20 protein-coding genes and 1 pseudogene are annotated in these 26,075 nt (G+C 33.5%); 11 read left to right on the forward strand and 10 right to left on the reverse strand.

The window, feature by feature from the left end; all coding sequences use genetic code 11:
* Positions 1-17 precede the first annotated feature (17 nt).
* Entirely contained in the window at positions 18-2,399 is a 2,382-nt protein-coding gene (locus tag UMM65_RS06860) for a GAF domain-containing protein (RefSeq protein ID WP_321975750.1), read from the forward strand.
* Positions 2,400-2,403: 4 nt separating this feature from the next.
* Here UMM65_RS06860 and UMM65_RS06865 read toward each other — a convergent pair whose 3' ends face one another.
* Positions 2,404-3,597 (reverse strand): Pycsar system effector family protein, encoded by a 1,194-nt coding sequence (locus UMM65_RS06865; protein ID WP_321975751.1) that lies wholly within the window; start codon positions 3,595-3,597, stop codon positions 2,404-2,406.
* A 185-nt stretch (positions 3,598-3,782) separates the two neighbouring features.
* On the opposite strand from UMM65_RS06865, the gene UMM65_RS06870 reads away from it, so the two are divergent.
* The 3 genes from UMM65_RS06870 (at position 3,783) to UMM65_RS06880 (ending at position 12,623) form a co-directional block, all read left to right on the forward strand.
* Entirely contained in the window at positions 3,783-7,478 is a 3,696-nt protein-coding gene (locus UMM65_RS06870) for a metallophosphoesterase (RefSeq protein ID WP_321975752.1), read from the forward strand.
* A gap of 258 nt (positions 7,479-7,736) precedes the next feature.
* Positions 7,737-11,333, forward strand: coding sequence for a metallophosphoesterase (locus UMM65_RS06875; protein WP_321975753.1), 3,597 nt, complete (start codon positions 7,737-7,739; stop codon positions 11,331-11,333).
* Positions 11,334-11,417: 84 nt separating this feature from the next.
* The gene (locus UMM65_RS06880; RefSeq protein ID WP_321975754.1) at positions 11,418-12,623 is read left to right on the forward strand and encodes a Pycsar system effector family protein; all 1,206 of its coding nucleotides are present in this window, start codon (positions 11,418-11,420) and stop codon (positions 12,621-12,623) included.
* A gap of 163 nt (positions 12,624-12,786) precedes the next feature.
* On the opposite strand, the gene UMM65_RS06885 is transcribed toward UMM65_RS06880, so the two are convergent.
* Positions 12,787-13,587 carry an SdiA-regulated domain-containing protein gene (locus UMM65_RS06885; protein ID WP_321975755.1) on the reverse strand — a complete coding sequence of 267 codons (801 nt, stop codon included), beginning with the start codon at positions 13,585-13,587 and terminating at the stop codon, positions 12,787-12,789.
* A 153-nt stretch (positions 13,588-13,740) separates the two neighbouring features.
* Here UMM65_RS06885 and UMM65_RS06890 point away from each other — a divergent pair, with 153 nt between their 5' ends.
* From UMM65_RS06890 to UMM65_RS06900, 3 genes are all read left to right on the forward strand, one after another.
* Entirely contained in the window at positions 13,741-14,343 is a 603-nt protein-coding gene (locus tag UMM65_RS06890; RefSeq protein ID WP_321975756.1) for a DUF2652 domain-containing protein, read from the forward strand.
* 114 nt (positions 14,344-14,457) lie between these two features.
* Entirely contained in the window at positions 14,458-15,342 is an 885-nt protein-coding gene (locus UMM65_RS06895) for a DUF6268 family outer membrane beta-barrel protein (protein ID WP_321975757.1), read from the forward strand.
* 5 nt (positions 15,343-15,347) lie between these two features.
* Complete coding sequence (locus UMM65_RS06900; protein ID WP_321975758.1) at positions 15,348-16,166, forward strand: phosphatase PAP2 family protein; 819 nt, start codon at positions 15,348-15,350, stop codon at positions 16,164-16,166.
* A gap of 13 nt (positions 16,167-16,179) precedes the next feature.
* On the opposite strand, the gene dusB is transcribed toward UMM65_RS06900, so the two are convergent.
* Positions 16,180-17,172 carry a tRNA dihydrouridine synthase DusB gene (gene dusB / locus UMM65_RS06905; protein ID WP_321975759.1) on the reverse strand — a complete coding sequence of 331 codons (993 nt, stop codon included), beginning with the start codon at positions 17,170-17,172 and terminating at the stop codon, positions 16,180-16,182.
* 172 nt (positions 17,173-17,344) lie between these two features.
* On the opposite strand from dusB, the gene UMM65_RS06910 reads away from it, so the two are divergent.
* Positions 17,345-18,256, forward strand: coding sequence for a YihY/virulence factor BrkB family protein (locus tag UMM65_RS06910; protein WP_321975760.1), 912 nt, complete (start codon positions 17,345-17,347; stop codon positions 18,254-18,256).
* A 1-nt stretch (position 18,257) separates the two neighbouring features.
* Here UMM65_RS06910 and UMM65_RS06915 read toward each other — a convergent pair whose 3' ends face one another.
* Entirely contained in the window at positions 18,258-18,689 is a 432-nt protein-coding gene (locus UMM65_RS06915; RefSeq protein ID WP_321975761.1) for an MgtC/SapB family protein, read from the reverse strand.
* A 320-nt stretch (positions 18,690-19,009) separates the two neighbouring features.
* On the opposite strand from UMM65_RS06915, the gene UMM65_RS06920 reads away from it, so the two are divergent.
* The 3 genes from UMM65_RS06920 to UMM65_RS06930 all read left to right on the forward strand — a co-directional run bounded on the left by UMM65_RS06920 (position 19,010) and on the right by UMM65_RS06930 (position 20,756).
* Positions 19,010-19,249, forward strand: a complete 240-nt coding sequence (locus UMM65_RS06920) for a DUF7218 family protein (RefSeq protein ID WP_321975762.1) — start codon at positions 19,010-19,012, stop codon at positions 19,247-19,249.
* 20 nt (positions 19,250-19,269) lie between these two features.
* On the forward strand, positions 19,270-20,286 hold the full coding sequence (locus UMM65_RS06925) for an AI-2E family transporter (protein WP_321975763.1): 1,017 nt from the start codon (positions 19,270-19,272) through the stop codon (positions 20,284-20,286).
* A gap of 83 nt (positions 20,287-20,369) precedes the next feature.
* Entirely contained in the window at positions 20,370-20,756 is a 387-nt protein-coding gene (locus tag UMM65_RS06930; protein ID WP_321975764.1) for an arsenate reductase family protein, read from the forward strand.
* 34 nt (positions 20,757-20,790) lie between these two features.
* Here the strand turns inward: UMM65_RS06930 and UMM65_RS06935 are convergent, their stop codons facing one another.
* The 6 genes and pseudogenes from UMM65_RS06935 to UMM65_RS06965 all read right to left on the reverse strand — a co-directional run bounded on the left by UMM65_RS06935 (position 20,791) and on the right by UMM65_RS06965 (position 25,913).
* Complete coding sequence (locus tag UMM65_RS06935) at positions 20,791-22,149, reverse strand: NAD-dependent succinate-semialdehyde dehydrogenase (RefSeq protein ID WP_321975765.1); 1,359 nt, start codon at positions 22,147-22,149, stop codon at positions 20,791-20,793.
* Between the two features lie 4 nt (positions 22,150-22,153).
* Positions 22,154-23,444: pseudogene (locus tag UMM65_RS06940) on the reverse strand (DUF2254 domain-containing protein).
* A 76-nt stretch (positions 23,445-23,520) separates the two neighbouring features.
* A complete protein-coding gene (locus tag UMM65_RS06950) occupies positions 23,521-23,922 on the reverse strand; it encodes a VOC family protein (protein WP_321975768.1) in 402 nt (133 codons plus the stop codon).
* A 24-nt stretch (positions 23,923-23,946) separates the two neighbouring features.
* Positions 23,947-24,483: a DUF421 domain-containing protein gene (locus UMM65_RS06955; protein WP_321975769.1), complete on the reverse strand. Its 537-nt coding sequence runs from the start codon at positions 24,481-24,483 to the stop codon at positions 23,947-23,949.
* 17 nt (positions 24,484-24,500) lie between these two features.
* Positions 24,501-24,803, reverse strand: a complete 303-nt coding sequence (gene hpf / locus UMM65_RS06960) for a ribosome hibernation-promoting factor, HPF/YfiA family (RefSeq protein ID WP_321975770.1) — start codon at positions 24,801-24,803, stop codon at positions 24,501-24,503.
* A gap of 99 nt (positions 24,804-24,902) precedes the next feature.
* A complete protein-coding gene (locus tag UMM65_RS06965) occupies positions 24,903-25,913 on the reverse strand; it encodes an App1 family protein (protein ID WP_321975771.1) in 1,011 nt (336 codons plus the stop codon).
* Positions 25,914-26,075 lie beyond the last annotated feature (162 nt).

Genomic DNA, 26,075 nt, shown 5'->3' on the forward strand with positions numbered 1-26,075 from the left:
TTTTAAATTTCTAACCAATGAAAATTCAAGACTTAAATAATTTTGAACATAAAGAACTACCCTTAACTCTTCAGCTAAGCTTTGATAAGGTCTATACTTACATTAAAAAATACGCTGATGATAAAAAGCATATTTTTTATAATTCCGCAAATGAAATGCTGTTGGTATTTGACCAATACCCAGAGTTGTTAAATGGATTTACCGATTTATCTTTAGTACATAAATATCAAAAACAGATCGATCTTATTTTAGATCCTTTATTTCCCGAACCACTTCAAAGCAACGAAATAAAAGCAGCAAGCATTCCTTTTTTGTTTACATCCTTTAAATTTTCAAAACGATTTCAAACTATTTTAGAAAATGCTGGAGAGGATTATGAATTTAAAATAAGAAATATAGAGCAAGACGAACTTTATATCAGTTCTTGCCTTGCCATTTTAAATTATTGTTACGGATACCAAATCGATTATAAAAGACCGTTTTTTTTCGATATTCCTAATAAAAAGGCAAATATTATAAATCATTATCGGGTAGCCTATAATATTGATCTTGCCGAGATTATCCCTACCAAAAAAGCTCCAAAAATAACCGACGAAGATTATAGACTATTGGTCGATAATTTTGAAAATATAGCGGTATGGAAAGAAAAATTTCCCCCGTTCAGTTATATTTTTAAAGGTTTTGGTATAATGAATCTTTTTGATGTTACCGCAGAAGAGACGGTGTCATCATTAAAAGATAATTTATTGAGAAGCGATAAAAATCTTATTATAGACATTCAACAAAATCTTAGAAAATTTTATAACATTAACGATTTGAAAATTGGGTTTTCAATATTTGATGCTACCAACTTAAAGATTTGCGATACAAATGTCAAAAACTCCAACAGTTTAATTCTAAGTAGTAAAAACGAAATTATTTGTGACGAATATTTTTGTAATGATATAATTACTAAGGTTTTAATAAAACGTGAATCATTTACTATTTCTGATGTTGAGAAGTACGGAGAGGCAACCCATAAAAACCAATTTTATAGAAACCTAAAAAAGAACGGAATTCAAAGTATTTTGTTGATTCCAATAAAGGCTACCGATAACAATGATTTGGCTTTGCTTGAAATAGCATCCCCAAGGGTTTACGAATTAAATTCTGTAAATCAGAATAAATTAAAAGATATTATTCCTGTTTTTAAAGCCGCTGTAAAACGCACATCAGAAGAACGTCAGAATGTGTTGGAAGCTACTATTCAAGAACATTACACAAGCATCCATTCTTCGGTAAAATGGCGTTTTTACAAAGCAGCGGAAAATTATCAAGAAGCTATTTTAAAAGGTATTGAATCGCCTAAGCTAGATGATATTGTATTTAAAGATGTGTATCCTCTTTATGGCCAAACCGATATTAAAGATTCTTCGTTAGCTAGATCAAATGCAATTAAAGAGGATCTTGATACGCAATTAAATTTGGCTATTGATGTGTTGGAAAAAGCTGATGATATTGAAAAATTACCTATTTATGAAGAACTCATGTTTCGGGTGGCTTCTTATTTATCGGAAGTGAATTCAGGTTTGGATGCCGGAGATGAAATAAACATACTTGATTTTCTTAAATCTGAAATTTATCCGGTATTCAACCACATAAAAAAACTAAACACCGCACTTAAAGAAAAAGTTAATATTTATATGAACAGTTTAGATAAGGAGCTAAACGTTGTTTATGATAAAAGGAAAGCCTACGAAGAGAGTGTTACATTTATCAATGAAAAGCTAGCAGATTATTTAGACAGAAAACAACTGGAAGCACAACAGATGTTTCCACATTATTTTGAGCGTTATAAAACCGATGGTGTTGAGTTTAATATGTACATCGGCCAATCTCTGGTAAACAATAAAGAATACAACTCTTTATATTTATTCAACCTCCGTTTGTGGCAATTGCAAGTAATGTGTGAATTGGAAAACATTGCTTATCAACTTACTGACGAATTAGATTACAAGTTACGCGTTGCTTCTTTAATACTTGTACAAAGCAACCCGATGGCCATTAAATTTAGAATGGACGAAAAGCAGTTCGATGTTGACGGGGCTTACAATATTCGTTACGAAATAATAAAAAAACGGATAGATAAAGCACATATTAAAAATACTAAAGAGCGTTTAACCGTTCCGGGAAAAATTGCCATAGTTTATACCCAAGATAAAGATGCTTTAGAGTATAAAAAATATATAAAGTACCTCCAATCAAAAAAATACCTAGGTGCTGTTGAAGATTTGGAATTAGAAGATTTGCAAGGTGTTTCTGGTTTAAAAGCCTTGCGTGCTGAGATTATTTATACTGCTGATTTTGATGAAAAAACAACGATGACCATAGATCAGTTAATTGAAGGAATTAACGCCTAAACGCTTACCTATCTATAAAGCGAAATGAAATTATAAACGCTATTACCGAAACAATAATACCGAACATAAACACATTGTACGTAATTCGTAAAATACGATATTTTCTATCCAATACTTTTCCCAAAAAATATAAATCTTTGGTCAATGAGCTGTAAACGTAGTCTTTGTCTTTTAAAAGTTCGTCAATTGCCCATTCAAACTCTTCCAATTTCATTTTATGAAAGTTACCAAAAAAAGTAAGGTTTACACTTTTGTTGGCTACATCTTCCTTGGTAAATTCTCCACGTGTTATATTTGGTCGGGTAGCAATTATAGATAGTATAATGGCAATAGTACAAAATATTGCAAAAATCAAAGTAGGTATAATTAAATAATCATTTGACGGGCTATCTAATTTTGAAACCAGATTTGATAGTACCAAAGAAATTATTATAGCATTGACCGATAACAAAATATTAGCTTTGGTATCGGCTATATCGCTCAGTTTTATATGGTTTCTCAATGCAACCCTATAAAATGTCTGAATACCGCGTTCAGGGCTTTCATTTTTGTATTTTGCTTTATATTTTGCTTTTAACTTTTCAGTATTTAATTTCTTTTTTAGTTTTCTTTTGCTCTTTATTAATTTAGCAAGATTGTCATCTTTAACCGATTGCCAGTTTTTAAGGGCATACTCTGTATAAAAAGTGTGTTTTTCAGCTAATACTTCAATATTTTCATCAATCCACTCAGATGGACTGTACTTTGCTACATCTTGTATTTCCAGTTCTTTTCTTAAAAATTCGCTTGCTTCTTGAAAATACTCTTTTCCAAAATGAGAAGCATCGGCATCGCGTATCATTTTCTCCAATTCAGAATGTGGCGTATCCTTGAATTTAGTGGCCATAATACAATCGTTGACCGCCGCAATTGTTTCTTTATCTACATTTTCAGATTCTAAAAATTCTGTGGCTATTTTAACGCTTTCCTCTTCATGGCCAATTCTGGTTTTTGTATATCCGGTATCATGCAGTATTGCCGCCAATTGCAAAATTTCCGCATCTTTTTTGCTAACTTCTGAGTTCTCTATAATTTCCCTAATACTTCGCAGTACACGTTTGGTGTGTTCATAATTATGGTAGATAAAGGAATTTGGCAGTCTTTCCTTAAATAGATCAAAAACAAAGTTATCTGCTTTTTCAATTAATGATAGTGGCATAAGCTTAACTAATTTGACCACCAAATTACTAAAAATTGATGAAGTAAAAGATTATCTTTTTAATAGAGCCAATAATAATATCAATCGGATTAATTTTATTAATGGCTTATAGGCTAATTTACATCTCAATAATTTTGTTGAGCGAAGATGTTCGTATATTGTCTAAAATTAATTAGAAGTACTTTATGAAAATTTTTATAAAATCGTTAATAATATCTTTATTGTTTACGGCCTGTGCCACTTATAAAGCACAATACAAAGACCCGAATGACAAGCAAAATATTTTTCCAAACAAAGAAATAGACAAAACTTTTTATTTATTGGGAGATGCAGGGTGGTCTCCAATGGACAGCTTATCAAATGGTTTAAGGGCATTTAAAGCACACATTGCAAAGAAAAATACTAAAAATGACTATGTACTTTTTTTAGGTGACAATATTTATCCGGCAGGTCTTCCTAAAAAAGAGGATAAAAAACGATCAATAGCTGAAAATAATTTGAACGCTCAAATAAAATCCATTGAAGGCTTTGAGGGAGAAGTAATTTTTATTCCAGGAAACCATGATTGGTATGCAGATGGGGTAAAAGGACTTAAAAGAGAAGAAAAGTTCATTGAAGATGCTCTGGGCAAAGATACTTTTTTACCCGAAAATGGTTGCCCTTTAGAGAGCATTGACGTTAGCGATGAAATTCAACTGATAATTATAGATACCCAGTGGTATTTGGAAAATTGGAACAAGCACCCCACTATTAACGATGAGTGCGAAATTAAAACAAGAGACCGGTTTTTTATTGAAATTGAAGGCGAACTTAAAAAAGCACAAAATAAAACCATAGTTTTTGCCATGCACCATCCTATGTTCACTAATGGTATCCATGGAGGGCAATACGCATTGTCTAAGCATTTATTTCCCACGCAAAAAAACATTCCGTTACCAATATTATCTTCATTAGCTGCCCAAATTAGGACACAAGGTGGAATATCTATTCAAGATCGATACAACGAGAGCTATAATAATTTGATGAACAGACTGCAAACTTTAGCTACTGACAGTAAACGAACTATTTTTGTTTCGGGCCATGAGCATACGTTGCAGTATATAGAAAATGATAGTATAAAACAAATTGTATCCGGTTCAGCTTCTAAAAGTTCGTATGCCACATTAAGCAACGATGGTATCTTTTCTTATGGCAAGTATGGTTTTGCCGATTACACCGTTTTTAAAGATGGCAGTTCTTGGGTTCGGTTTTATGGTGAAGAAAACGGAAAACCAAAATTGTTGTTTCAAAAAGAGGTGTTTGAAGCTGATAAGGATTATGATGTTTCTACATTGCCCGATAGTTTTCCGAATGAAGTTGAAGTTTCTGTTTATACCAAAGAAGAAACGGATAAATCCGATTTTTTCAAGTCGGTATGGGGAGATCATTACCGAGATATTTACAGTACAAAAATTAAAGCTAAAGTGGCTACATTAGATACACTTTATGGCGGATTGGAAATTGTCAGAAAAGGAGGTGGGCATCAAACAAGATCGCTTCGGTTAAAAACCAAAGATGGTAAAGAATTAAATATGAGGGCTTTGCGTAAAAGTGCTACGCAATATTTACAAACCGTTCTATTCAAAGACACCTATGTAGAAGACGAATTTGAAAAAACAAATGTTGAGGGGCTGATCTTGGATTTTTATACCGCCGCACATCCTTATGCCTTTTTGGTCATTCCAGATTTGTCTGAAGTTGCTGGTTTATATCACACCAATCCTAAAATATATTTTATTCCAAAACATAAATATTTAGGCAAATATAATGCCGAGTATGGAGGTGAGCTTTATATGATCGAAGAACGCCCAGAGGAAAATTATACAGGAGAACGCACTTTTGGTTATGCCGATGATATTGAAAGTACGCACGATATTATTGAAAAAATAAGGGAAGATGAAAAGTATAAAATCGATGAAACCGCCTATATCAAAGCTCGACTTTTTGATATGTTGGTAGGCGACTGGGATAGACACCAAGACCAATGGCGTTGGGCACAGTTTGACCAAGAAAATGGTGATAAATTATTTAGACCCATCCCTAGGGACAGAGATCAGGTTTTTGCTAATTTTGATGGAGCTTTGTTAGATATTGTTCGTGTTATGGCGGGCTTGACCAAGCAATTACAAGTTTATGATGCCGAGCTAAAAGATGTGAAATGGATTAACAGTGCGGGAATTAAATTGGACAGAACGCTGATTCAGCAATCTGATAAAGAAATTTGGATAAATGCGGCCAAATTTTTACAAGATAATATTACGGACAATGTAATCGAAAAAGCATTTAGTAAAATACCCGAAGAGGTTCAAGATAAAACATTACAGGATATTAAAGATAAACTGAAAGGGCGACGCGGTAATTTAGTAGATATTGCCGAAAGATATTACAATTACCTCAATGAGTTGGTCATTTTAACTGGTACCGATAAGGATGATTACATTGAAGTTATCCGTTCTGGCAATAAAGAAACTACGGTTAAAATTAGCCGGATTAAAGGTGGTAAAAAGAGCGATGTTTTGGTAAATCGTGTGCTTAACAGAGATGTTACCAAAGAAATTTGGATTTACGGATTAGATGACAAGGATGTATTTGAAGTAACAGGAAAAGCAAACAATCCTATTAAAATAAAAATTATCGGTGGACAAGAAAATGACAGTTACATTATAAATAATGGACGTGCTATTACGGTCTATGACCATAAAACTAAGAAAAATACGGTTGAAAAAAACAAAGGAGCAAGGTTAAAATTCACCGATGTTTATAACAACAATATTTTTGATTATCAAAAGTATATAAATAAGTTCACGGTAACCACACCGAATATAGGTTTTAATCCAGATGATGGGTTTTTATTAGGTCTTTCCATTGCAAAAACTGTGAAGGGTTTTGAACAAAATCCGTTTTCAAGAAAACACAATCTAAAGGCAGGCTACTATTTTGCAACTAAGGGTTTTGATTTAAGATATCAAGGTGAATTTGCCTTTATGGGCGAATGGAATTTACTTTTAGGAGGTGTTTTTACTACCGAAAATTTCACAAATAACTTTTTTGGTTATGGTAATGAAACGGTTAATAAAGATGATGAACTAGATAAGGATTATAATCGTGTAAAAACCAGCATTTACCAAGCAAATGCAGGTTTTATAAAAAGATCGGCTTTTGGTAGCGATTATACATTTAAGGCTATTGTTGAGGGGATAGAAATTGACAACACCGAAGACAGATTTATAACGGAATTCATGCCCTTGTCTAATGAGGATTTTTACAGCAGACGATACTTTACGGGTTTGGAGGCATCATATAATTACCTTAGTTATGATAACAAAATAAATCCTACTAGGGGCATGGATTTCTTGCTAAATATCGGTGGTAAGACTGAAATTGAAGACACTAAAAATACACATGTTTATATCAATTCACATTTAGGGTTTTATAATGCTTTGTCAAGAAATAGAAAGTTAGTGTTAAAATCTAATGTAGCCACGCAATTACGATTTGGAGATGAGATTCCATTTTATCAAGCTGCACAATTGGGTGGTAGAAATGGGCTAAGGAGTTTTAGGGCAGAACGTTTTACGGGTCAAAATTCGTTTGTAGCCAATGCCGATGTTAGATATAGTTTTAAATCGTTCAAAACTAAAACACTGCCTTTGCAAATTGGTGTTTTTGGCGGTTTTGATCTAGGACGTGTCTGGGTTGAAAATGATTCATCTAAAAAGTGGCACAATGGCTATGGTGGTGGATTTTGGATATCTTCTGCCGAATCCATTTCGGGCACTTTTAACTTATTTACTGGTAACGAAGGGTTACGGTTCTCATTTGGTTTTGGGTTAAATTTTTAAAAAACACATGTTTAACTTGAATCAATATAAAGAAATTGTTTGGAATCATAAATTAACATTTGCAAAAATCAATATTAGTAGGAAATTTTTTTATCAAGTAGGATTCAGCATTTCAAATCCGATTACTATCTATTGTAGGTATTGGTACGTTAATATATTTAGGACATGATTAATTCAATAGTAAAAAGCTCATATATAAAGCCTGTTGGTCTTCTGATTCTGATTTTTTTTATTAGTAGTTGTTCGACTAAAAAATCATTGTATAAAAAAAATCAGGATATTGAAGTAAACCAATATTCAAAGTCGTATAATAAGAGTGGTTCTTACAAAAGCTTTATGCTTTTAGGCAATTCTGGCACAAAGGAAAGAGGATTACAAAAAGATTTACAGGAGCAAATTGTTAAGAAACTCAAAACATATACTTCAGATGATTACCTCATTTTTCTAGGTGATAATATCAAGAACAACGTTATCAAGAAAGATGCGATAAAAAACCAATTGAAAGGGCTCACAAAGGTGTTGATGAGTTTTGATGGTAACAAACTCATTATACCAGGAGAACGAGAATGGAAAGAAAAAGGAACCAAAGGTTTAAAAAACGTTGAGGAATTTTTCGAAGATAATTTGGAAAGTGATGAGTATTTTCAACCTGAGAAAGGCTGCCCCATAGAAACTATTGACGTGGATGAAAGGACAGAGCTAATCATTATTGACTCCCAATGGTATATTCAGAATTGGGACAAACTTCCTAAAATTAACGATAAATGTGAAATTAAAACTCGAGATCAATTTATTTTAGAGCTGAAAGATAAAGTAAAAAAAGCAAGTCATAAGACGGTAATTCTTGCTATGCACCATCCTTTATATACAAATGGTCTCCACAGCGGTTATTTGCCTGCTTCAATACTTTTAAAACCAATTTCTGAAAATGCTTTTATTCCAATGCTTGGTAGTATTTGGACATTGATTAGAGCACAAGGTGGAGTTTCTAAGCAAGACAGGTATAATCCTATGATGAATGAATTGATGGCAGAGGTAAAAATTGCGTTGAGCCAAGCCCCCCGAGCAATTATATTATCTGGTCATGAGCAGGCTTTACAATATATAGAACAAGATCATATTCGTCAAATTATTTCTGGTACTTCAAGTACATCTATTGGAGCCACCTTAGCCAAGAATGGGCTTTTTTCATCGGGTAGTATTGGGTTTGCAGAATTAAGAATTTACGAAGATGGTACTGCACAAGTACATTATTACGGACTAGATGATAACAATAATTTAATTCGGTTGTATCAAAAAGAGGCTTATCCCGCTAAAACTAATTATGATATAAGCAAGTTGCCCACAGAATTTCCTACCACGTTTATAAGTTCTATATTTCCTCCAGAAGAAGTAAATGTCGATGCCAAATACGAAGAGAAATGGGGGAAACATTACCGTTATGTTTACGGTGTAAAAGTTGAGGCACCTGTTGCTATTCTTGATACCTTGTACGGAGGGTTAAAAGTAGAACGGGCAGGAGGGGGAAATCAGACGCTATCACTTCGACTTGTGGATGCTACTGGAAAAGAGTATAATATGCGTGCATTAGCAAAGGATCCGATATCCTTTTTACAGGCATCCGGTTATAACGATCTTGATGCTGAATCTTACTTTTCAGGTACGTTGCCCGCTGAGCTAATCGCAGATTTTTATAATGCCGCCCACCCATATGGGGCATTTGTAATTGCCAGTCTTTCGCATAAAATTCAAATAAAGCATACTCATCCGAAACTGTATTATGTTCCAAAACAAAAGGCTTTAGGTAACTTTAATGAAGAACATGGCAATAAATTGTATATGATAGAAGAGAAACCAGAAGAAGATTTCAATGATTCGCATATGTTTGGTAGAAGCGATGAGGTTATTAATACAGTAGAACTTTTAGAAGAACTTAGGGATGACGAAGAAAATCAAGTGGACGAAAAAGAATATATCAGGGCTAGGATTTTTGATATGCTTTTGGGCGATTGGGACAGACATGAAGGACAATGGAGTTGGGCTAAACGCAAGGAAGGTAATCTAAATATTTATTCTCCAGTACCTAGAGACCGTGATCAGGTTTTTGCAAATTTTGATGGAAAATTTTTGAAAACGCTACAAAAGTTTGTGGGACGTACCCGTCAATTCGGCGAATATGGTCCTAATATTAAGTTCATTGAAAATTTCAGTGAAAGTGCCATTAATTTAGATAGGGCAATTTTACAACGTTCAGGCAAACAGGTTTGGTTTGATCAAATTAAATTTATTCAGGAACGATTAGATAAAGAAGTCATAAAAAAGTCATTTTCCAAAGTACCTCATGAAATTCAGGACGTTGTTTGGGAAAAAATCCAAAATGATTTTTTACTGAGAAAGGAAAATTTGGAAGATATAGTGGGCAGGTATCTAAATTACTTTTTGAAATTTCAAATCTTAAAAGGAACCGATAAAGATGATGTTTTTATAATTGAGCGGAAGAAAAACGGAATTACCAATGTAAAGGCATACAGGATAAAGGATGGCGAAAAAGGTAGTCTTTTATTCGATAGGACCTTCAATGATTTGGAAACAAAAGACCTGTGGATTTACGGATTGGATGACAAGGACATATTTGAGATATCGGGAGAGGGCAAAAACAAAACAAATCTTGTAATTATAGGAGGTCTTGATGGTGATAGCTTTGATATTCAAAATGGGAAGGGCATACGTATATATGATCAAAACGATAGCAACGGAAAAATTATAAAACGAGGCGGTGCCAAAATAAGGAGCGGTAACAATTATACGAACAGGATTTACAATGCCGAAATACGACCTAGTAAAAGTAAAATAGTAGGCTTGAAATTTGATTTTAATCCTGATGAGGGCTTGGTGCCACAATTTACATTTGGTAGTAAAAAGATGGGCTTTGAGCGAAATCCATTTACAACGAAGTTTGCTTTGAGTGCTAAATATATATCGCTTACACAAGCATTTGATATTAGGCCCGAAGCTCATTTTGCAAATATTTTTGCCCGTTGGAACTTGAAGTTGGAAGGTAGAATTACTAGTAATAATTACACGGAGAATTTTTTTGGTTTTGGAAATAATTCCCCCAATCTTTCTGGTAATTTTGATTTTAATCGGATTTTTATGCAACGCATAAATATAGGATTATCAATATATCGTGAGGGCTCTTATGGTAGTACATTTCAATATGGTATTTATTACAACCATATTTCAACAGACGAATCTGAGTTTGTTGATATTGGTAATGCCATTGGAAAACGGAATTATCTTTCCGCTAAAGGATCCTTTGTGTTTAAAAGTATAGATAATAATTATTTTCCTACTAGAGGGCTAATGACCACTATGCAGGCAAGTGTTTCTGATAATCTAGAAAATATAACCACCATCTGGTCGTTAGATCCGAAATTTGCAATGTGGAACGCCATAGATTCTCAAAGAAAATTAGTTCTAAAAAATTCAGTAATGGGTCAATTCAGGTTCGGTGAAAATATACCTTTTTACCAATCTGCTACTTTAGGTGGAGATTCAGGTTTACGCAGTTATAGACAGGATAGATTTTCTGGCGATAAATCTCTTGTTACTTCTACAGACATATCTTATAAGTTCAAACCACTTAGAACAGCCTTATTTCCACTTCGCATAACTTCTTTTTTAGGGTATGATTTGGGTAAGGTTTGGTACAATGGTGATTCTTCTGGAAATTGGCATAGTAGTTATGGGGGAGGAATAAAAATGGGAATGTCCGGGATAGCGAATTTTGGCATCAACTATTTTTCTGGACATGAAGGGGGGCGGTTGTCATTTTCATTTTTATTAGGGCTCTAAAAATTTAATGATTAACCCATAACATAATTATCATAAATAATAAGTACAATTCTAAAAAAATAACAATAAAAAAAGTTTATACTGATGAAAAAATTACTAATCGATTCTAAAAAGTACGTAACAGAACTTTTATCAACTAAGCTAGACGAAGATTACTTATATCACAATGCTAATCATACGCTTCAAGTTTTGGAAACAACAAAAGAGTTGATAAAAAACAACAAGGACAAGTCTGTAAATGAAGAAAACCTTTTATTGGCTGCCTTGTTCCAGTTTACAGGATTTACCGTAAAATATGATGGATACGAAACAGCGAGTTGTGACATAGCAAGAAAATTTCTTGAGAATAAAAATGTTAAAGGAGAATCTATTGAAAACATCTGTGAACTAATTCTAGCTGCAAAAAGTGGCAAGGAACCAAAAAATACAGAAGAAAAGATTTTAAAGGATGCTACAAACTATTATTATGCCCATGAAGAATTTTTATCACAAGCGGAGTTATTACGTATAGAAACTGATCAAAAAGGGAAGAAAAAGTATTCTGTTGCTGAATGGCGAGAAAAAAACCTCCAAGATTTTCAAACCGAACACCGGTTCTATACCAAGTATGCTCTTGAAAACTGGCAAGATAATAAAATGGAGAATTTAGCTAAAGTTGTCGGTAAAATAAAAAAAGGAGATAAAACGATTAAAAAAGAGCGATTAAAAGTAAGATTAAAGAATGAAAGCCCTGAAAGAGCCATTCAGTCTATGTATAGGGTTGCTCTAAGGAACCACTTAAAATTGAGCGATATAGCCGATACCAAGGCCAATATTCTTCTTTCTGTAAATGCCATCATAATTTCTCTGTTAATGGCTAATCTAATCCCTCAATTGAACCAACCCCAGAAGGAATATTTAACTTATCCAACTGCTATATTTGTATTGTTTAGCGTAGCTTCAATGATTATGTCTGTTTTAGCCACACGTCCAAAGGTGGACAATGGAGAATTTTCAGATGATGATTTAGATTCCAATAAGGCCAATTTGCTATTTTTTGGAAATTTTCACTCCATGGAGCTTAATGATTATAAAAATTCCATGAGGAATTTGACCAAAAATAAACAAGATATTTATGACTCCCTCAGTGCGGATTTATATTTTCTTGGCAAGGTTCTCAATGAAAAATACAAATTATTGCGGTTGACCTATACTATATTTATTACGGGAATCATTTTTTCTGTCATTGCATTTGCAATAGCGTTAAAATTTTACAGTTCAGTTGATATTTTGGAAGCGGTTACACCTTAAACGGTATTTTCTAATTTCAATCAATTAATTATTTGAGTGCATAACTAATTTTAATAAGCATTGCTTGAAATTCAGGAAGAGAAATATCTTTTTTCCTTGTAAGAATCTTGACTTAAAAACTAGATTATAGCCTCTTATCAATTAATAATTATAGAAGCTACAATTATTTCAGATTTAAAAGATATATATTACCACCGCTACTTTTATTACGTTCGTCAGTAATGAATAGGTTCTTATTTTTGGCAAAGCAAATTCCTTCCTTTTGCGAATTATGTTCAAAATCAATCGAAGTTGATTTTCCGTTAAAAAAATTATCATCGGTAAAGTTTGTAAGTTCCCACACCTTATCATGATTCAATAAAATAATGGTTTTACCGTCTTCGCTTATGTCTGCAGAAGTAACTTTATTGTTTTTTTTAGGTAAGTTAAATGTAGTGATTAATTGTGCGGTATGATTGCCAATGACGTTCGGCACTTTTAATAGAGCTTCTTTCTTTCTTCCTTTACTAAAGAGGTAAAAATTGTTGTTGTGTAAAAAAAATGCTTCAAAATTTTTTGATTTTATGTCCTTTGGCAGTACAAAATTTATAATTTCAGCATTTGCTTTTTGATCAGACTGTTCAGGGTTTTTTATCTTATAAATGGTAAACTCATTTCGTTTACCAGAATTATTGCCAAAATCGCCAATGTAAATATTCCCATCCTTGTCAGATGTTAAATCCTCCCAATCTCTGTTCTTAGCATTTGTTATGGTTAATTCTTTAATAATTTTTCCTTGTTGGTTTAAACCGTAAAGAATATTTTTATTGCCAGCATCTTCAATAACCCAGATCAAATCTGATTTAGAAGTTATTTCAATGGCAGATACTTCTTTTAAATTACTAGGCAAATTGCCTGTTACAGTAAGCTCACCTGTTTGGCAAGATAGGGAAATCAATAAAAATATAAAGATTCTGGACAGCATTATCAAATATTAAATTTATGGTCAAAACTAAGACTTTAATTTATTTTTGGGCAATAATTTATTAATCCAAATACAATTATCTTTAACCTATATGTGCTAATATTGGTTTGCATAATCAATATTAGATTATATTTACTCTCTAAAGTAAAATATATGGCTTCTACACCAACATTGATATGTATACCGGATATTAGCGGTTTTACCGAGTTTATGAGCAATAGCGAAATTGAATTAAGCACAAAGGTAATACCTACATTGCTCAATAATATTATCTACTCTAACGAAATCGGTCTCAAAGTTTCAGAAATTGAGGGTGATGCTGTTTTGTTTTATAAGTCTGGAACGCTTCCGGGTATTGAAATTTTGGTAAATCAATGTCGATATTTTTATACCGAATTTTACAAACAATTAAAAAAGTTGAGGAAGCAATACGCCCATATGGAGGATAGTGTTAAAATTCCAGAAATACTTGGGCTAAAAATTATTCTTCACTATGGCGAAGAAGTGAGTGTAATCCCCATTGGTAAAAGTATTAAGTTGATAGGCGAAGATGTTATTATTGCCCATAGATTACTTAAAAACGAAATAAAAAGCGATGAATACCTATTACTGTCATCTAGCCTTTTAGACCAGTACAATGGTAAGCTCGAAGGGGAGACTTTTAGTTGGGGCAAACTCAATTATCACCAAGAAGAATACGATCATATAGGTTTGGTAAAATATGCACACATTGACCTGAAGCCATTGGTTGATTAACTTTTCTATTTTCCTACCGCATCTTTACATTAAATTTAATGAGTTAACAAAATTCCTATATAAGCCAAGCTGAAATGGCAATTATATAGATATTTGAACTGTAATAAATTATCTATGAATAAAAAAAGAGCTGTAAATCTATTATTTCTTCTTTTTATTGGTGTTTTTGCTTTTGCACAACCATCGGATTTAGCTAGAATAGATTATACCACATTGCCAAAAAACGATGCCAATTTAAATTATGAGCGAACGCGTTTTGTACTTAATTACCCTATAAAATTAAATGAAAACAAATCTTATTTTGTAGTCGGTGTTGATTATAGTAAAATTAATCTAGACCTTGAAGATAACAATCCATTTATGGAAAACACTGACCAATATCAGCTACTGGATTTCACTTTGGGTTATACTTTTAAAATGAACAATAACTGGCGATTTGCAATGACAGCAGTGCCTAGATTAAGTGGTGAATCAAAAATAAAAGATTTTAGCTCAGACAATTTATCGATAAGAAGTGAAGTATTCTTTATAAAGGACGAACTTGATAACGAAGATTTAAAGAGGCCTTACCGACTAATTCTAGGACTTACTTATTCGTCCATTAGCAGTATAAGGTTTCCGCTTCCTACTATTAATTATTTCAGAAAGTTTAAACCAAATTGGTCCTATAATCTTGGTGTGCCAAAAACAAATTTACAATATTGGTTTTCTGAAAAAAATCGCTTAAAATTATTCGCACAACTTGACGGGTTTAATTCTAGGGTCAATCAAAGTTTAACAAGTAATGGTACTCTAAACTCAGAGCAAATTAATATGACCTTGGGTCTTAGTGGTCTTCAATATGAATACTATATTACTAAGCACCTACAATTATATGCCAGGGCCGCATATATTTTTCATGAAAAAGTTAATGTAAGGGACAACAATTGGGATAAAATTTATACTCTAAAAGGTGACAATCATTTGTATTTGCGAACCGGCATAAGATTTAAAATTTAATTGTGATGATGAAAAAAAGTTTAATAAGTTTAGTATGTATTTTAAGCACATTATGTTTAAATGCACAAAAGAGTGATTCACCTTACGAATGGAAGTGGGTTAAAGATGGAATTTGGACCGGTGTTGGACTCGGGGGGAGTGCCTATGGGCTGCATTTAATTAAAAATAAAAAAGACATTTCCATTGAAAAATTGAACTCGTACGATAAAAATGATATTAATTTTTTAGACAGATGGGTTGCGGGCAATAGCTCGGAAAAGGCCAATGCCATTGGAGATATTCCTTTTGCCATTTCTTTTGCTACACCTTTTGCTTTACTTATAGATGGAAACATAAACGACCATACAGGTCAAGTTATGGGACTTTACTTGGAGAGTCTTGCCACTACGGCTACGTTCTATACAATTACGGCAGGTTTGGTAAACAAGGCGAGACCTTATGTATATGATCAAGATGAATCTTTAGATAGGCGAACCAGTAAAAATGGTCAGCGTTCTTTTTATTCCGGTCATGTGGCCGCCACCGCAACAGCCACGTTTTTTGCAGCAAAAGTATTTAGCGATTTTAATCCAGACTCTAATGCGAAAATATATATCTGGGCAGGGGCAGCAACAATTCCTGCTGTTGTGGGTTATTATAGATTGCAAGCAGGCCAACATTTTTTAACCGATATCTTGTTGGGTTATGGAATGGGAGCGGCAGTAGGAATATTGGTGCCAGAGCTACATAAGGTAAAGGTTGAAAATGTAAAATTATATCCTAGTTCTGGACGTACTTTTTTTGGTGATGAATATTCGGGGGTTACGTTAAGATACTCTTTTTAGACCAGTTCTAACCCTATACAAACTGATAATCGCCAAATTGTTCGATTACTTCATCAAAAGCTTTAAAAACACCTTCAGCATCATCGGTCGTCACCATTTTTAGGCGGTATTCTTTAAAGTGTGGAATGCCTTTAAAATAATTTGTATAATGTCTTCTTGTTTCCACAATGCCTAAGCGTTCGCCTTTCCAGTCGATAGCCATTTGTAAATGCCGTCGGGCAACTTCTACACGTTCGGCAATAGTTGGTGGAGGCAAGTGTTCGCCTGTATTAAAAAAATGTTTTACTTCTTTAAAGAACCAAGGGTAGCCAATTGTGGCCCTGCCGATCATGGCTCCGTCCAGTCCGTATTTGTCACGCATTTCCATTGCTCTTTCGGGCGAGGAAATATCTCCATTTCCAAAAACGGGAATATGCATTCTTTGATTATTTTTTACAGCTGCAATCGGTTTCCAATCTGCGTCGCCTTTGTACATTTGGGCACGCGTTCTTCCGTGAATGGCAATTGCCTTACACCCTACATCTTGCAATCGTTCTGCAACTTCTACAATTTTAATAGAATTGTGATCCCAACCCAAACGTGTTTTAACCGTAATCGGTAAATGCGTGCGTTTAACCATTTCAGCGGTCAACTTAACCATTAAATCTATATCTTTTAAAATACCTGCTCCTGCACCTTTGGATACTACTTTTTTAACGGGGCAACCAAAATTAATATCGATAATATCGGGGTTTGATTTTTCAACAATATCAACAGTTTGCAACATACTATCCAGATTGGCTCCAAAAATTTGAATACCAACTGGCCGCTCTTTTTCGTAAATATCTAATTTCATTGTGCTTTTTGCAGCATCACGGATTAGACCCTCACTAGAAATAAATTCAGTATAAACAACATCTGCACCCTGTTCTTTGCATAATGCACGGAACGGCGGATCACTAACATCTTCCATAGGTGCCAAAAGCAAAGGAAAATCAGGTAGCTTTATATTGTCTATTTTTACCAAGTCTTATATTTTCTGCAAAAATACATTTTTTAGTTTTATTTAATATTTATCAATCTGATATTAGTAAATAAAACTCTTTCACATTTTACGTTCGCGTTAAAAATAAAATGGATTAGGTTATCTAAAAATAAAGAAAAAATTATATTGCCATTGTTTTTTAACCTGAATTATATTGGAAAATACAACCACATTTACTAAATTCAAGATTGCCGACCTGCCCTCTTTATTGGTTACGACTTATAAAGCTTGGGATGCTGAAAATCCCTTTCGGTTGAGTGCGGTTGTGGCATATTATGCCATTTTATCAATGCCGGGTTTATTGGTAATAATTGTAAATCTTGTTGGTTCTATATGGGGGCAAGAAATTGTACAGGGTGAACTAACCAACGAGATATCTAGTGCACTGGGCAGAGATGCCGCAAGTGCTATTGAAACTATGATTGCCGAAACCCAAGAAGGGGACAAAAATTTAATTTCTACAATCATAGGTATCGGTACGTTAATTTTTGGTGCATCTGGTGTGTTTTACCATTTACAACTTTCTTTGAATCAAATTTGGAGAATAGATTCGGCACCACAACAGACATTTTGGCGAATGTTAATTAATAGGGCAAGGAGTTTTACTTTTATTTTGGTGCTGGGGTTTTTATTATTGATTAGTTTTATCGTCACGACAGGCATCTCTGCACTTACTAATTTTTTGAGTCGAAATTTTCAGGATATTGTTGTTTATATAGCTTATTTTTTGGACATTTTGCTCTCTTTGAGTATGATTACCGTTCTGTTTGCTTTAATGTTTAAATATTTGCCTAATGCCAAAATAAAATGGAAAACGGTTTGGATAGGTGCTATGATAACTGCGGTACTATTCGTGTTGGGCAAGTTTTTAATGGGAATGTATTTTGGACGAGCAGATTTTGACTCTACCTATGGTACTGCCGGAACTATTGTTTTAATATTGCTTTGGGTTTCATACTCTTGCTTGATATTATTCTTTGGAGCTGAATTTACTTATATATATGCTGAAAAATATGGATATGGGATTGAAGCGACACGACATTCGAAGGCAATTGGAAAGGAGTAATTTATTTCTCTTTTGAAATTTGCATTTTAGAATTGATAAACCCAAAAAGTAAGTTGATAATGATAATTGTAAGCGTTAAAAAACCGAGTTCAATATACATGCCCACGGCAGCTAAGCAACCTACGGCAGCACTGCACCAAACAGTAGCAGCAGTTGTTAAACCTTCAATATTATTCTCTCTTTTTATAATTACGCCAGCTCCCAGAAACCCGATACCAGTAACTACCTGACTTAACACACGTGTTATATCAGCATACTCTTCCCCTCTAAATTGTAAAGAGATAAGAATGAAAACTGCAGATCCAATAGATACCAACGCATTAGTTTTAAGCCCCGCTTCTTTTCCCTTATATTCACGTTCAAGGCCAATGAGCAATCCTGCAAATGCAGCAATACCTATTTTTAAAAGAAATGAAAAATGTTCGGGATCCATTATTAACAGAAATTAAAATAAAGGGCTGTTAACGAGGCAATTTTATATTGAACTATTTTATCAAGTTTTAAGTAAGCTATTAACCAGAAACTAATAAATTAACGATTACTTTTGATGTTCTCGTTTAAAACAAGCCCCTTATTGTTTATAATAATAATTTCAAATATAAATTCAAACATTTATTTTTTTTAACTGTTTTAAACGGAATGTTAACACAAAAAAAATTAAACCAATTTACATTACAGTTAATATATTCTTTGAAAAGAGCAATAATTTAGTGGACAAGAGCATAATTTTGGATAAATTTTAAATTAAAGAAAATGCCAGATCCGAGAATAAAAAACGAAGAGCAATATGAAGCTCTTAGAGATAAAGGTTACAGCAAAGAAAAATCCGCCCGGATTGCCAATACGCCCAATGCGGGCAAAAAAGGCGGAAAGGCGAAACCTTATGAGGAGTGGACTAAAGATGAACTTTACGATCAAGCCAAAAACGTTGGTATTGAAGGGAGATCTGCTATGAACAAAAAGGAGCTGATAAATGCTTTAAGAAATAATTAATAATTAAATTTTCAATTCTAGTGAAGCATATTAGCCATAAAATTATCAACCAACTTTTTTTATTGCTTGTAATAATCTGTATTGCGGCTCTCATACTCTTTGAGATGATACCCTACTTGTCAGGTGTGTTGGGTGCAATAACGGTTTATGTATTGTTGCGAAAACCTATGAAGAAACTGGTGAAAAAAGGTTGGAACCCGAAACTTGCAGCTATAGTTTTGTTAATGTTATCTGTAGTTTGCATATTGTTGCCCGTGGCGGGTATTGTGCTTATGTTGGGGAACAAGGTCAGTAATGTGGCTAACAATTCTGAACGTGTAATAAATGCCTTAAAGATTCAATTGGAAAAAATTGAGAATTATGTAGGGTTCGATTTAAACTCACAAATAGATACTTCTCAAGTTTCTTCTATTGTTTCAAGTAAATTACAAAGTATAGCTGGCGGCACTTTTGAAATTATATTGGCCGTTTTTATTATGTACTTTTTGCTGTACTATATGTTAACCAATAGAAGAAAGTTAAGAGAAAGCCTGTATGAATATATTCCTTTAGATAAAGCGAATTTAAAAATAATTGGTGAGGATGTTAATGTTATGGTGCGTTCCAACGCGTTGGGAATTCCACTTGTAGCTATTGCACAGGGTATTGTAGCTCTTATCGGGTTTTTTATTTTTGGTATAGAAAACCCTATATTTTGGTTCGTAATGGTTACCATTGGCTCTATGATTCCTTTTGTGGGCGGATTGTTGGGTATAGTGCCTGCCTTTATATTAACCTATGCAAATGGCGATGTGTTTCAAGCTTGGGGAATTTTATTATACGGGGTAATAATCGTAGGCTCTACCGATAATCTTATTAGGCTTTATGTATTAAAAAAACTGGACAATGTACACCCTTTAATTACATTGATAGGGGTAATTATAGGTGTGCCTTTGTTCGGGTTTATCGGATTGATTTTTGGGCCACTTTTATTAAGTTTATTTCTAGTAGTAATAAAAATTTACAAGAAAGAATACAGCGAGAAAAAACTTATATAAATTGTAAAAAGAATGCAAAAACCTTACTTTTGATGAGTTAGAGTTCAATATTGTATCAAAATGTGATTTTAAATTAAAAATAAATGGGTGTGATTTCAACGGATAACCGACAAATAAAATTGTATTATAATTCCGAAACTTCATTGGGCAAACAAACTTTGCCATATATTGAGGCTTCCGAAAAGCAAATATTGGCCGTTGACATTTCAAAAACTAATGTTACCGGAACACAATGGGCAGAAATTGCAGATAAATTAAATTTGCACATTTCCGAATTGGTAAATCAAGAACATCCTGATTTTGTTAAAATTTATGGGGATAAGGATGTTGATTTAGATGAAAATGACTGGTTAAAAGTTATTGAAAAACACCCGATAGTGGTAAATAAACCGATAGTTATCTACGGAAACCGATTTATGCAAATAAAAACCCCATCAGATTTTGCAAAATATTTGGATTTGGAAAATTAACTATAAATCATGTCTGGTTGATGGCTTTTGATGCTTATTTTATATAAACGGTTTTTTTATTCAAAAATTCCAACATTCCTTCTTTAGAAAGTTCTCTACCGTAACCTGAAATTTTTGTACCGCCGAAAGGCAATCGTGGATCTGATTTCGTCAGTTCGTTTATAAAGAAGGAACCATCGTCAATATTTCCTATTTCCATTCTTGCCTTTTCAATATCTTCGGTAAAAAGCATGGTACCCAATCCAAATTTGGTGTTGGAAGCAACTTTAATAGATTCTGACCGATCTTTTACTTTGATAATAGCGGCCACTGGACCAAAAACCTCTTCGTCAAACAATGGCATTCCTTCCTTCACATTTGTTATAATGGTTGGCTCGTAAAATGCATTGTCACAAGTGTTTCCAAGGTGTACTTCAGCTCCTTTTATAAGCGATTCGTTAACCTGTTCTTGTACTTTTTTTGCCAAATCCGGTCTGGCCAAAGTTGCAATATCGGTATCTTTATCCATAGGATTTCCAGTTTTTAATAGATTAACTTTAGCAGTAAACATCTCTAAAAACCTGTCATAAATAGCTTCAGCTACAATAAACCTCTTTGCCGCAATACAACTTTGCCCAGCATTTGACATTCTGGAATTGACCATAGCGTCAATATATGTTTCAAGATTGGCATCCTCCCAAATAATACATGCGTTGTTTCCACCAAGTTCTAAAACAGTTTTCTTTAAATTTTCACCAGCAATCGATGCAATTCTACGTCCCGCTTTTTCGCTACCCGTTAAGGTAACCGCCTTTATAATATCATTTTCTATTATTTTTTCAATTTTATTATGATCAGCCAAAATGGTTTGGAAGCAACCTTTGGGATAACCTACTTCTTCAAACAAATTTTGAATGGCAATTGCACAACCCGTCGTATTAGAGGCATGTTTTAAAATAGCGGTATTTCCTGCCGTAACCGTTGGTGCGGCAAAACGGAAAACTTGCCAAAAAGGGAAATTCCATGGCATTACTGCTAATATACATCCCAAAGGGTCATAGCTTATAAAACTTTCTTGTGCTTCGGTTTCAATAAGTGCATCTGCTAAAAAATTATCCGCATTTATGGCATAAAAATCGCAGGCCCAAGCACATTTTTCTATTTCTGAAATACTTTGTTTTATAGGTTTTCCCATCTCGGTAGTAATTAACTCAGCTAGTTCCTCTTTTTTACGGATTAACAAATCACTAAGGCTTTTTAGGAGTTCTACTCTATCCGAAATTTCCTCTTTTTTCCAAACTTCAAAAGTTTGTTGAGCATTTTCGAGTTTTTGATTAATTTCTTTACTCGAATGTTGGTCGTATTCGGCAATTTGTTTTCCGTTATAGGGATTTATTGTTTTAATTTTTTCCATAAGTTTAGTTTTTATTTTGGTACAATTGCATTAAATGTTCTCTGTCCAACTTATTGTTAATATTTTTTTCGATATCACATTTTAAAGCTTCTAATTCTGTTTTTACAACGGTTTTGTTTTCGTTGGAGATGTGCGGGCTATTTTCAATAAATTGCAATGATTTTACAAGCACATAAAGTACGGAATTATCTTGTTTTGAGTATAAACGGATAGGCTGAATTATAATCCGCATCAGTTCTTCCGCAGAAATAGTGTGCTCGGTAATAATTAGTTTATTGTCAAAGATGGATCTGGAGGTAATGCTTGGAAGTTGAAGAAATTCACTAATTAGTTGCCCGATTTTATTAATGGCATCGATAGCCGTTCCAGGATCGTTAATACCGGGCGACATAGCTTTTACCGCAATTTCCATTAGCTTTATCATGCCCGTTACTCCTCGGTCGCCCTCGTGTCTGTCCGATGAAATATTTAAACAAAAAATCAGGTTATCACGCTCATTATCAGAAACAGTCTCCTTAATTTTCAATACGGGCATACCTTTCCAAATGTGTTGATTTATATAAGGGATGATCTCTATCTGATTTCCCTTTTCCTTTAAAGAATCTTTCATCAAAGAAATATCAAAATCTCTATAATATCCTGTTTTATCGATTTTTATAGTTGTCCAATTATCGGTGTTTATTGACCTGACCACTACTTTGTTTTCTTTTTGATTTTCCAATCTTTTTTCAAGATAGCGGTTACTAGATTCATAAATTCTATCAATAATATTGTGTATTTGTATGGCTTTGGAAATACTGTGGATAAAATAAACAAACAGGCCTATACAGACTAAACTTGATATAGCGGCAGCCATTGTGGACAGACCAAGAGATTTTGAATCAATACCGTAAGCTCCTAATGAGATTAAAATGATAATACAATACAGTAAGGTGCCAATGTATATTCCCAATATAATGATGTTTTTTATTGGAAATTAGATTTGGCAATAACCTTGGAGAAAAGTTTGAGGAAGCCTGATTTAAAACCACCATTACCATGGTAAAACTAAATACGGTGAGCGATAAAATACCCCCAATAATGGTCGATAAAATGGAACGTGCCGTTTCGTAATCTTCTATAAAAATATAAGGAATTTTTTTCTTTAGTGAACTTATGAGTTCTAGATTTTCTACCTGTAAACCTCCTATGGCCAACAACAAATAAGTAAGACTTATCAACACAGGATAAAACGCAATACTGTGTACAACGTCCTGAGATTGTTTTTTGAAAAATTTTAAAATAGTCTTGAACATTTTAAAAGTGTTAAAAGTGGCAATTCCGTATTATTGGAAGAACCACTTTATTGATGATAGATAATTAAAGGAAAACCTATAGATCGCAATTGACCATCCAATGAATGCCGAATTTATCGGTACACCTGCCGTACATGGCACCCCATTGCTCTTCGGTAAAAGGATTATTAACTTGTCCACCTTCTGATAATTTTTTAAAAATATTTTTCGCTTTGTCGGCATCATCCAAATCTATACTCATGTGCATTTTATTACCACCGTTCAAAGGGGTATCAGGTGAAGCATCATAAGCTAAAATATGTACGCCATTACCTTTTACTTCTGCGTGTTGTAGGTTTTTCCTATAAGATTCTGGAATGTCCATTTTTGCATCTTCATAGGTTATTCTATTAGTTACGTTTGCATCAAAACAGTCTGCATAAAAATTAATTGCTTCCTGGCAATCGCCTGAAAAGGCTAAATATGGTTTTACTTTCATAATTTTTGTTTTTAGATTAATATTCTATTCTTTTACGCCTTCTAAGAGCCAATCTTCAACTTCAAGATTTTCTTTATCGGAGTGTAATACACTAATATCTCCCGTGGCCTCAAAAACTACTGCTTTCACTTGAGAAATGTTCAAAACATTGGCCTCCCTCAATTTACTTATCAAATCTTCTTTTGTTACTCTGGCTTTTTTTAAATTTTCATAAAGTATAGTAGACTCATCCATTAAAAGCAAAGGTTGGTTATCTACCATTGTTTTAAACCAATCGTATCTTCTAGCAAAGGCAGCGGTGAGTTGAATCAGATAAACGGCCCCTAAACCTATTATGCCTTGCACCAGTGTAACCGATGATGAAACCACAGTAGTTGCTATAATGGAACCAATAGCAACTGTCATTGAAAAATCAAAGCTTGACATTTTAGAAAAGCTTCTTTTACCAAAAATTCGGGTATAAACCATCAAGGCTACAAAAGTGCCCAAAGCTGTTAAACAGATAATTACAAATGAATCTGAGCCGAGGTCAAAAAGCTTCTTGCTAATTTCAGAGGTCATAATTATAAATTATAAGATTAGTAATTTCTCATTTTTTCTTTATGTTTTCGCAATTGCCTCTCTAAATCGCTAACGGATTCTGAAATTGATTCTTGAAAACTATCATGTGTAGCTTCGGCAAAGAGTCTTGGTCCGGGCATACTCAACCGTATATTGCAAATCAGACCCGTTTCATCAGAAGTTGTATTTTCTTTTTTAAAAAACACATCGGCCCTGTGTACAAAATCGTACTTTTCTTGTAAGTCGTTGAGTTTTTTTGTGGCAAAATCTTCTAAATGGTCGCTGGTGTTAACATCGTGATATTCAAATATTATCTGCATTTTTTTAGTTTAGAATACAATAATATAGAAACTAGAGCTAAAACCTTAACTCATTTAAATATCTCATTGACTGATATAAGCTATAACTATAATTCTATGCTACGAAGCTATATATCCATTAGATTTTGCATGTTCAAGTATTTGTTCGGTACTTTCGGCGAGCAGTATTTCAACATGTGTAGTTTGACTGATTAATTGGACAACTCTCTTTAATTTCTTTGGTTTTTTGACACTTCTAATATAAATACAAAGAATTCTGCTGGGAAATTGTTGTGCTATTTCTAAATAAATTTCTGGATCTAAATCGTGAGCATCGCCAATAAGGATAAATGACAGAGACGGATAAGTCTCTAAAATATGCTTAATTTTTATGTATTTGTTACCTTCCAAAAAAGATTTCTTCTTTTTGTTTTCCAAGCCTATATCTCGCAGCAATAATGTGCCTTTAGGAAAATTATTTTTCTCTAAAAATGCTTGCAGATAATCGTATAAATTCCATGGACTATTGGAAAGATAGAAAAACGGATTCTCGTTATAGCCTTTACTTCCACCATAAAGTTGCGAACACAATTCTTGTGCACCTTCAATGGATATTCTCTGCTCATCGTGCTTTATAAAAGTATTTACGAGTACTTTCCATTTCAATAGGGAATAAAGACCTGTGTCAAGAATGGTTTCGTCAACATCACTAATAACACCATATTCGGCCTTGGGCGAGGGTTTCATAACCGGGTGTGTAATTGTGAAAATGGTTTCATCGCTTTCCATTAACGTATAAGTTATTGGAACCCAAAGTGTTTTCTGATGGTTTAAGTCCATTCCGTGTTCTGTGTTTAAATATATGTAGCCCTCTTCATCTGAAACCAAAATTTTCTCTTTACCTTGCCATGTAACCTTAACTGAAACATTGGGTTTTTCATCCGTTTCAAAACGTTTAAATGAGCGGATTATATTTTTTGAAAAAGAACTTTCAACATCTTCGTTGATGCCTTCATCTTCTAATACACGTGCTTGTGCATATATTTTTTTATCGTTTGAAAATCCTCCAAAGGGGATGACGATTACAGGATCTGGATCGTCTATTAATTCGGAAATATATTTGAATATCATTTTACTATTTTATGGTTAACTACGAACTGGTTTAAACTTTTTTCATTTGCTAAAAAAAATGTCCTTTTTCACCCACTTTTTACCTTTTTAGGATTCCATAACGATGCTATGCAACCCAAAAAAGTCTTCAATTAGGCAAAAAATTACCAATTTTCGCTTAAA

The sequence above is a fragment of the Aureibaculum koreense genome, assembly GCF_034296135.1.
Taxonomy (GTDB): domain Bacteria; phylum Bacteroidota; class Bacteroidia; order Flavobacteriales; family Flavobacteriaceae; genus Aureibaculum.

Bases quoted from the DNA above. Each gene is read 5' to 3' on its own strand.
- UMM65_RS06860 (WP_321975750.1), top strand. From the start codon at position 18: ATGAAAATTCAAGACTTAAATAATTTTGAACATAAAGAACTACCCTTA.
- UMM65_RS06865 (WP_321975751.1), bottom strand. From the start codon at position 3,597: ATGCCACTATCATTAATTGAAAAAGCAGATAACTTTGTTTTTGATCTA.
- UMM65_RS06870 (WP_321975752.1), top strand. From the start codon at position 3,783: ATGAAAATTTTTATAAAATCGTTAATAATATCTTTATTGTTTACGGCC.
- UMM65_RS06880 (WP_321975754.1), top strand. From the start codon at position 11,418: ATGAAAAAATTACTAATCGATTCTAAAAAGTACGTAACAGAACTTTTA.
- UMM65_RS06885 (WP_321975755.1), bottom strand. From the start codon at position 13,587: ATGCTGTCCAGAATCTTTATATTTTTATTGATTTCCCTATCTTGCCAA.
- UMM65_RS06890 (WP_321975756.1), top strand. From the start codon at position 13,741: ATGGCTTCTACACCAACATTGATATGTATACCGGATATTAGCGGTTTT.
- UMM65_RS06895 (WP_321975757.1), top strand. From the start codon at position 14,458: ATGAATAAAAAAAGAGCTGTAAATCTATTATTTCTTCTTTTTATTGGT.
- UMM65_RS06900 (WP_321975758.1), top strand. From the start codon at position 15,348: ATGATGAAAAAAAGTTTAATAAGTTTAGTATGTATTTTAAGCACATTA.
- UMM65_RS06915 (WP_321975761.1), bottom strand. From the start codon at position 18,689: ATGGATCCCGAACATTTTTCATTTCTTTTAAAAATAGGTATTGCTGCA.
- UMM65_RS06920 (WP_321975762.1), top strand. From the start codon at position 19,010: ATGCCAGATCCGAGAATAAAAAACGAAGAGCAATATGAAGCTCTTAGA.
- UMM65_RS06930 (WP_321975764.1), top strand. From the start codon at position 20,370: ATGGGTGTGATTTCAACGGATAACCGACAAATAAAATTGTATTATAAT.
- UMM65_RS06935 (WP_321975765.1), bottom strand. From the start codon at position 22,149: ATGGAAAAAATTAAAACAATAAATCCCTATAACGGAAAACAAATTGCC.
- UMM65_RS06950 (WP_321975768.1), bottom strand. From the start codon at position 23,922: ATGAAAGTAAAACCATATTTAGCCTTTTCAGGCGATTGCCAGGAAGCA.
- UMM65_RS06955 (WP_321975769.1), bottom strand. From the start codon at position 24,483: ATGACCTCTGAAATTAGCAAGAAGCTTTTTGACCTCGGCTCAGATTCA.
- hpf (WP_321975770.1), bottom strand. From the start codon at position 24,803: ATGCAGATAATATTTGAATATCACGATGTTAACACCAGCGACCATTTA.
- UMM65_RS06965 (WP_321975771.1), bottom strand. From the start codon at position 25,913: ATGATATTCAAATATATTTCCGAATTAATAGACGATCCAGATCCTGTA.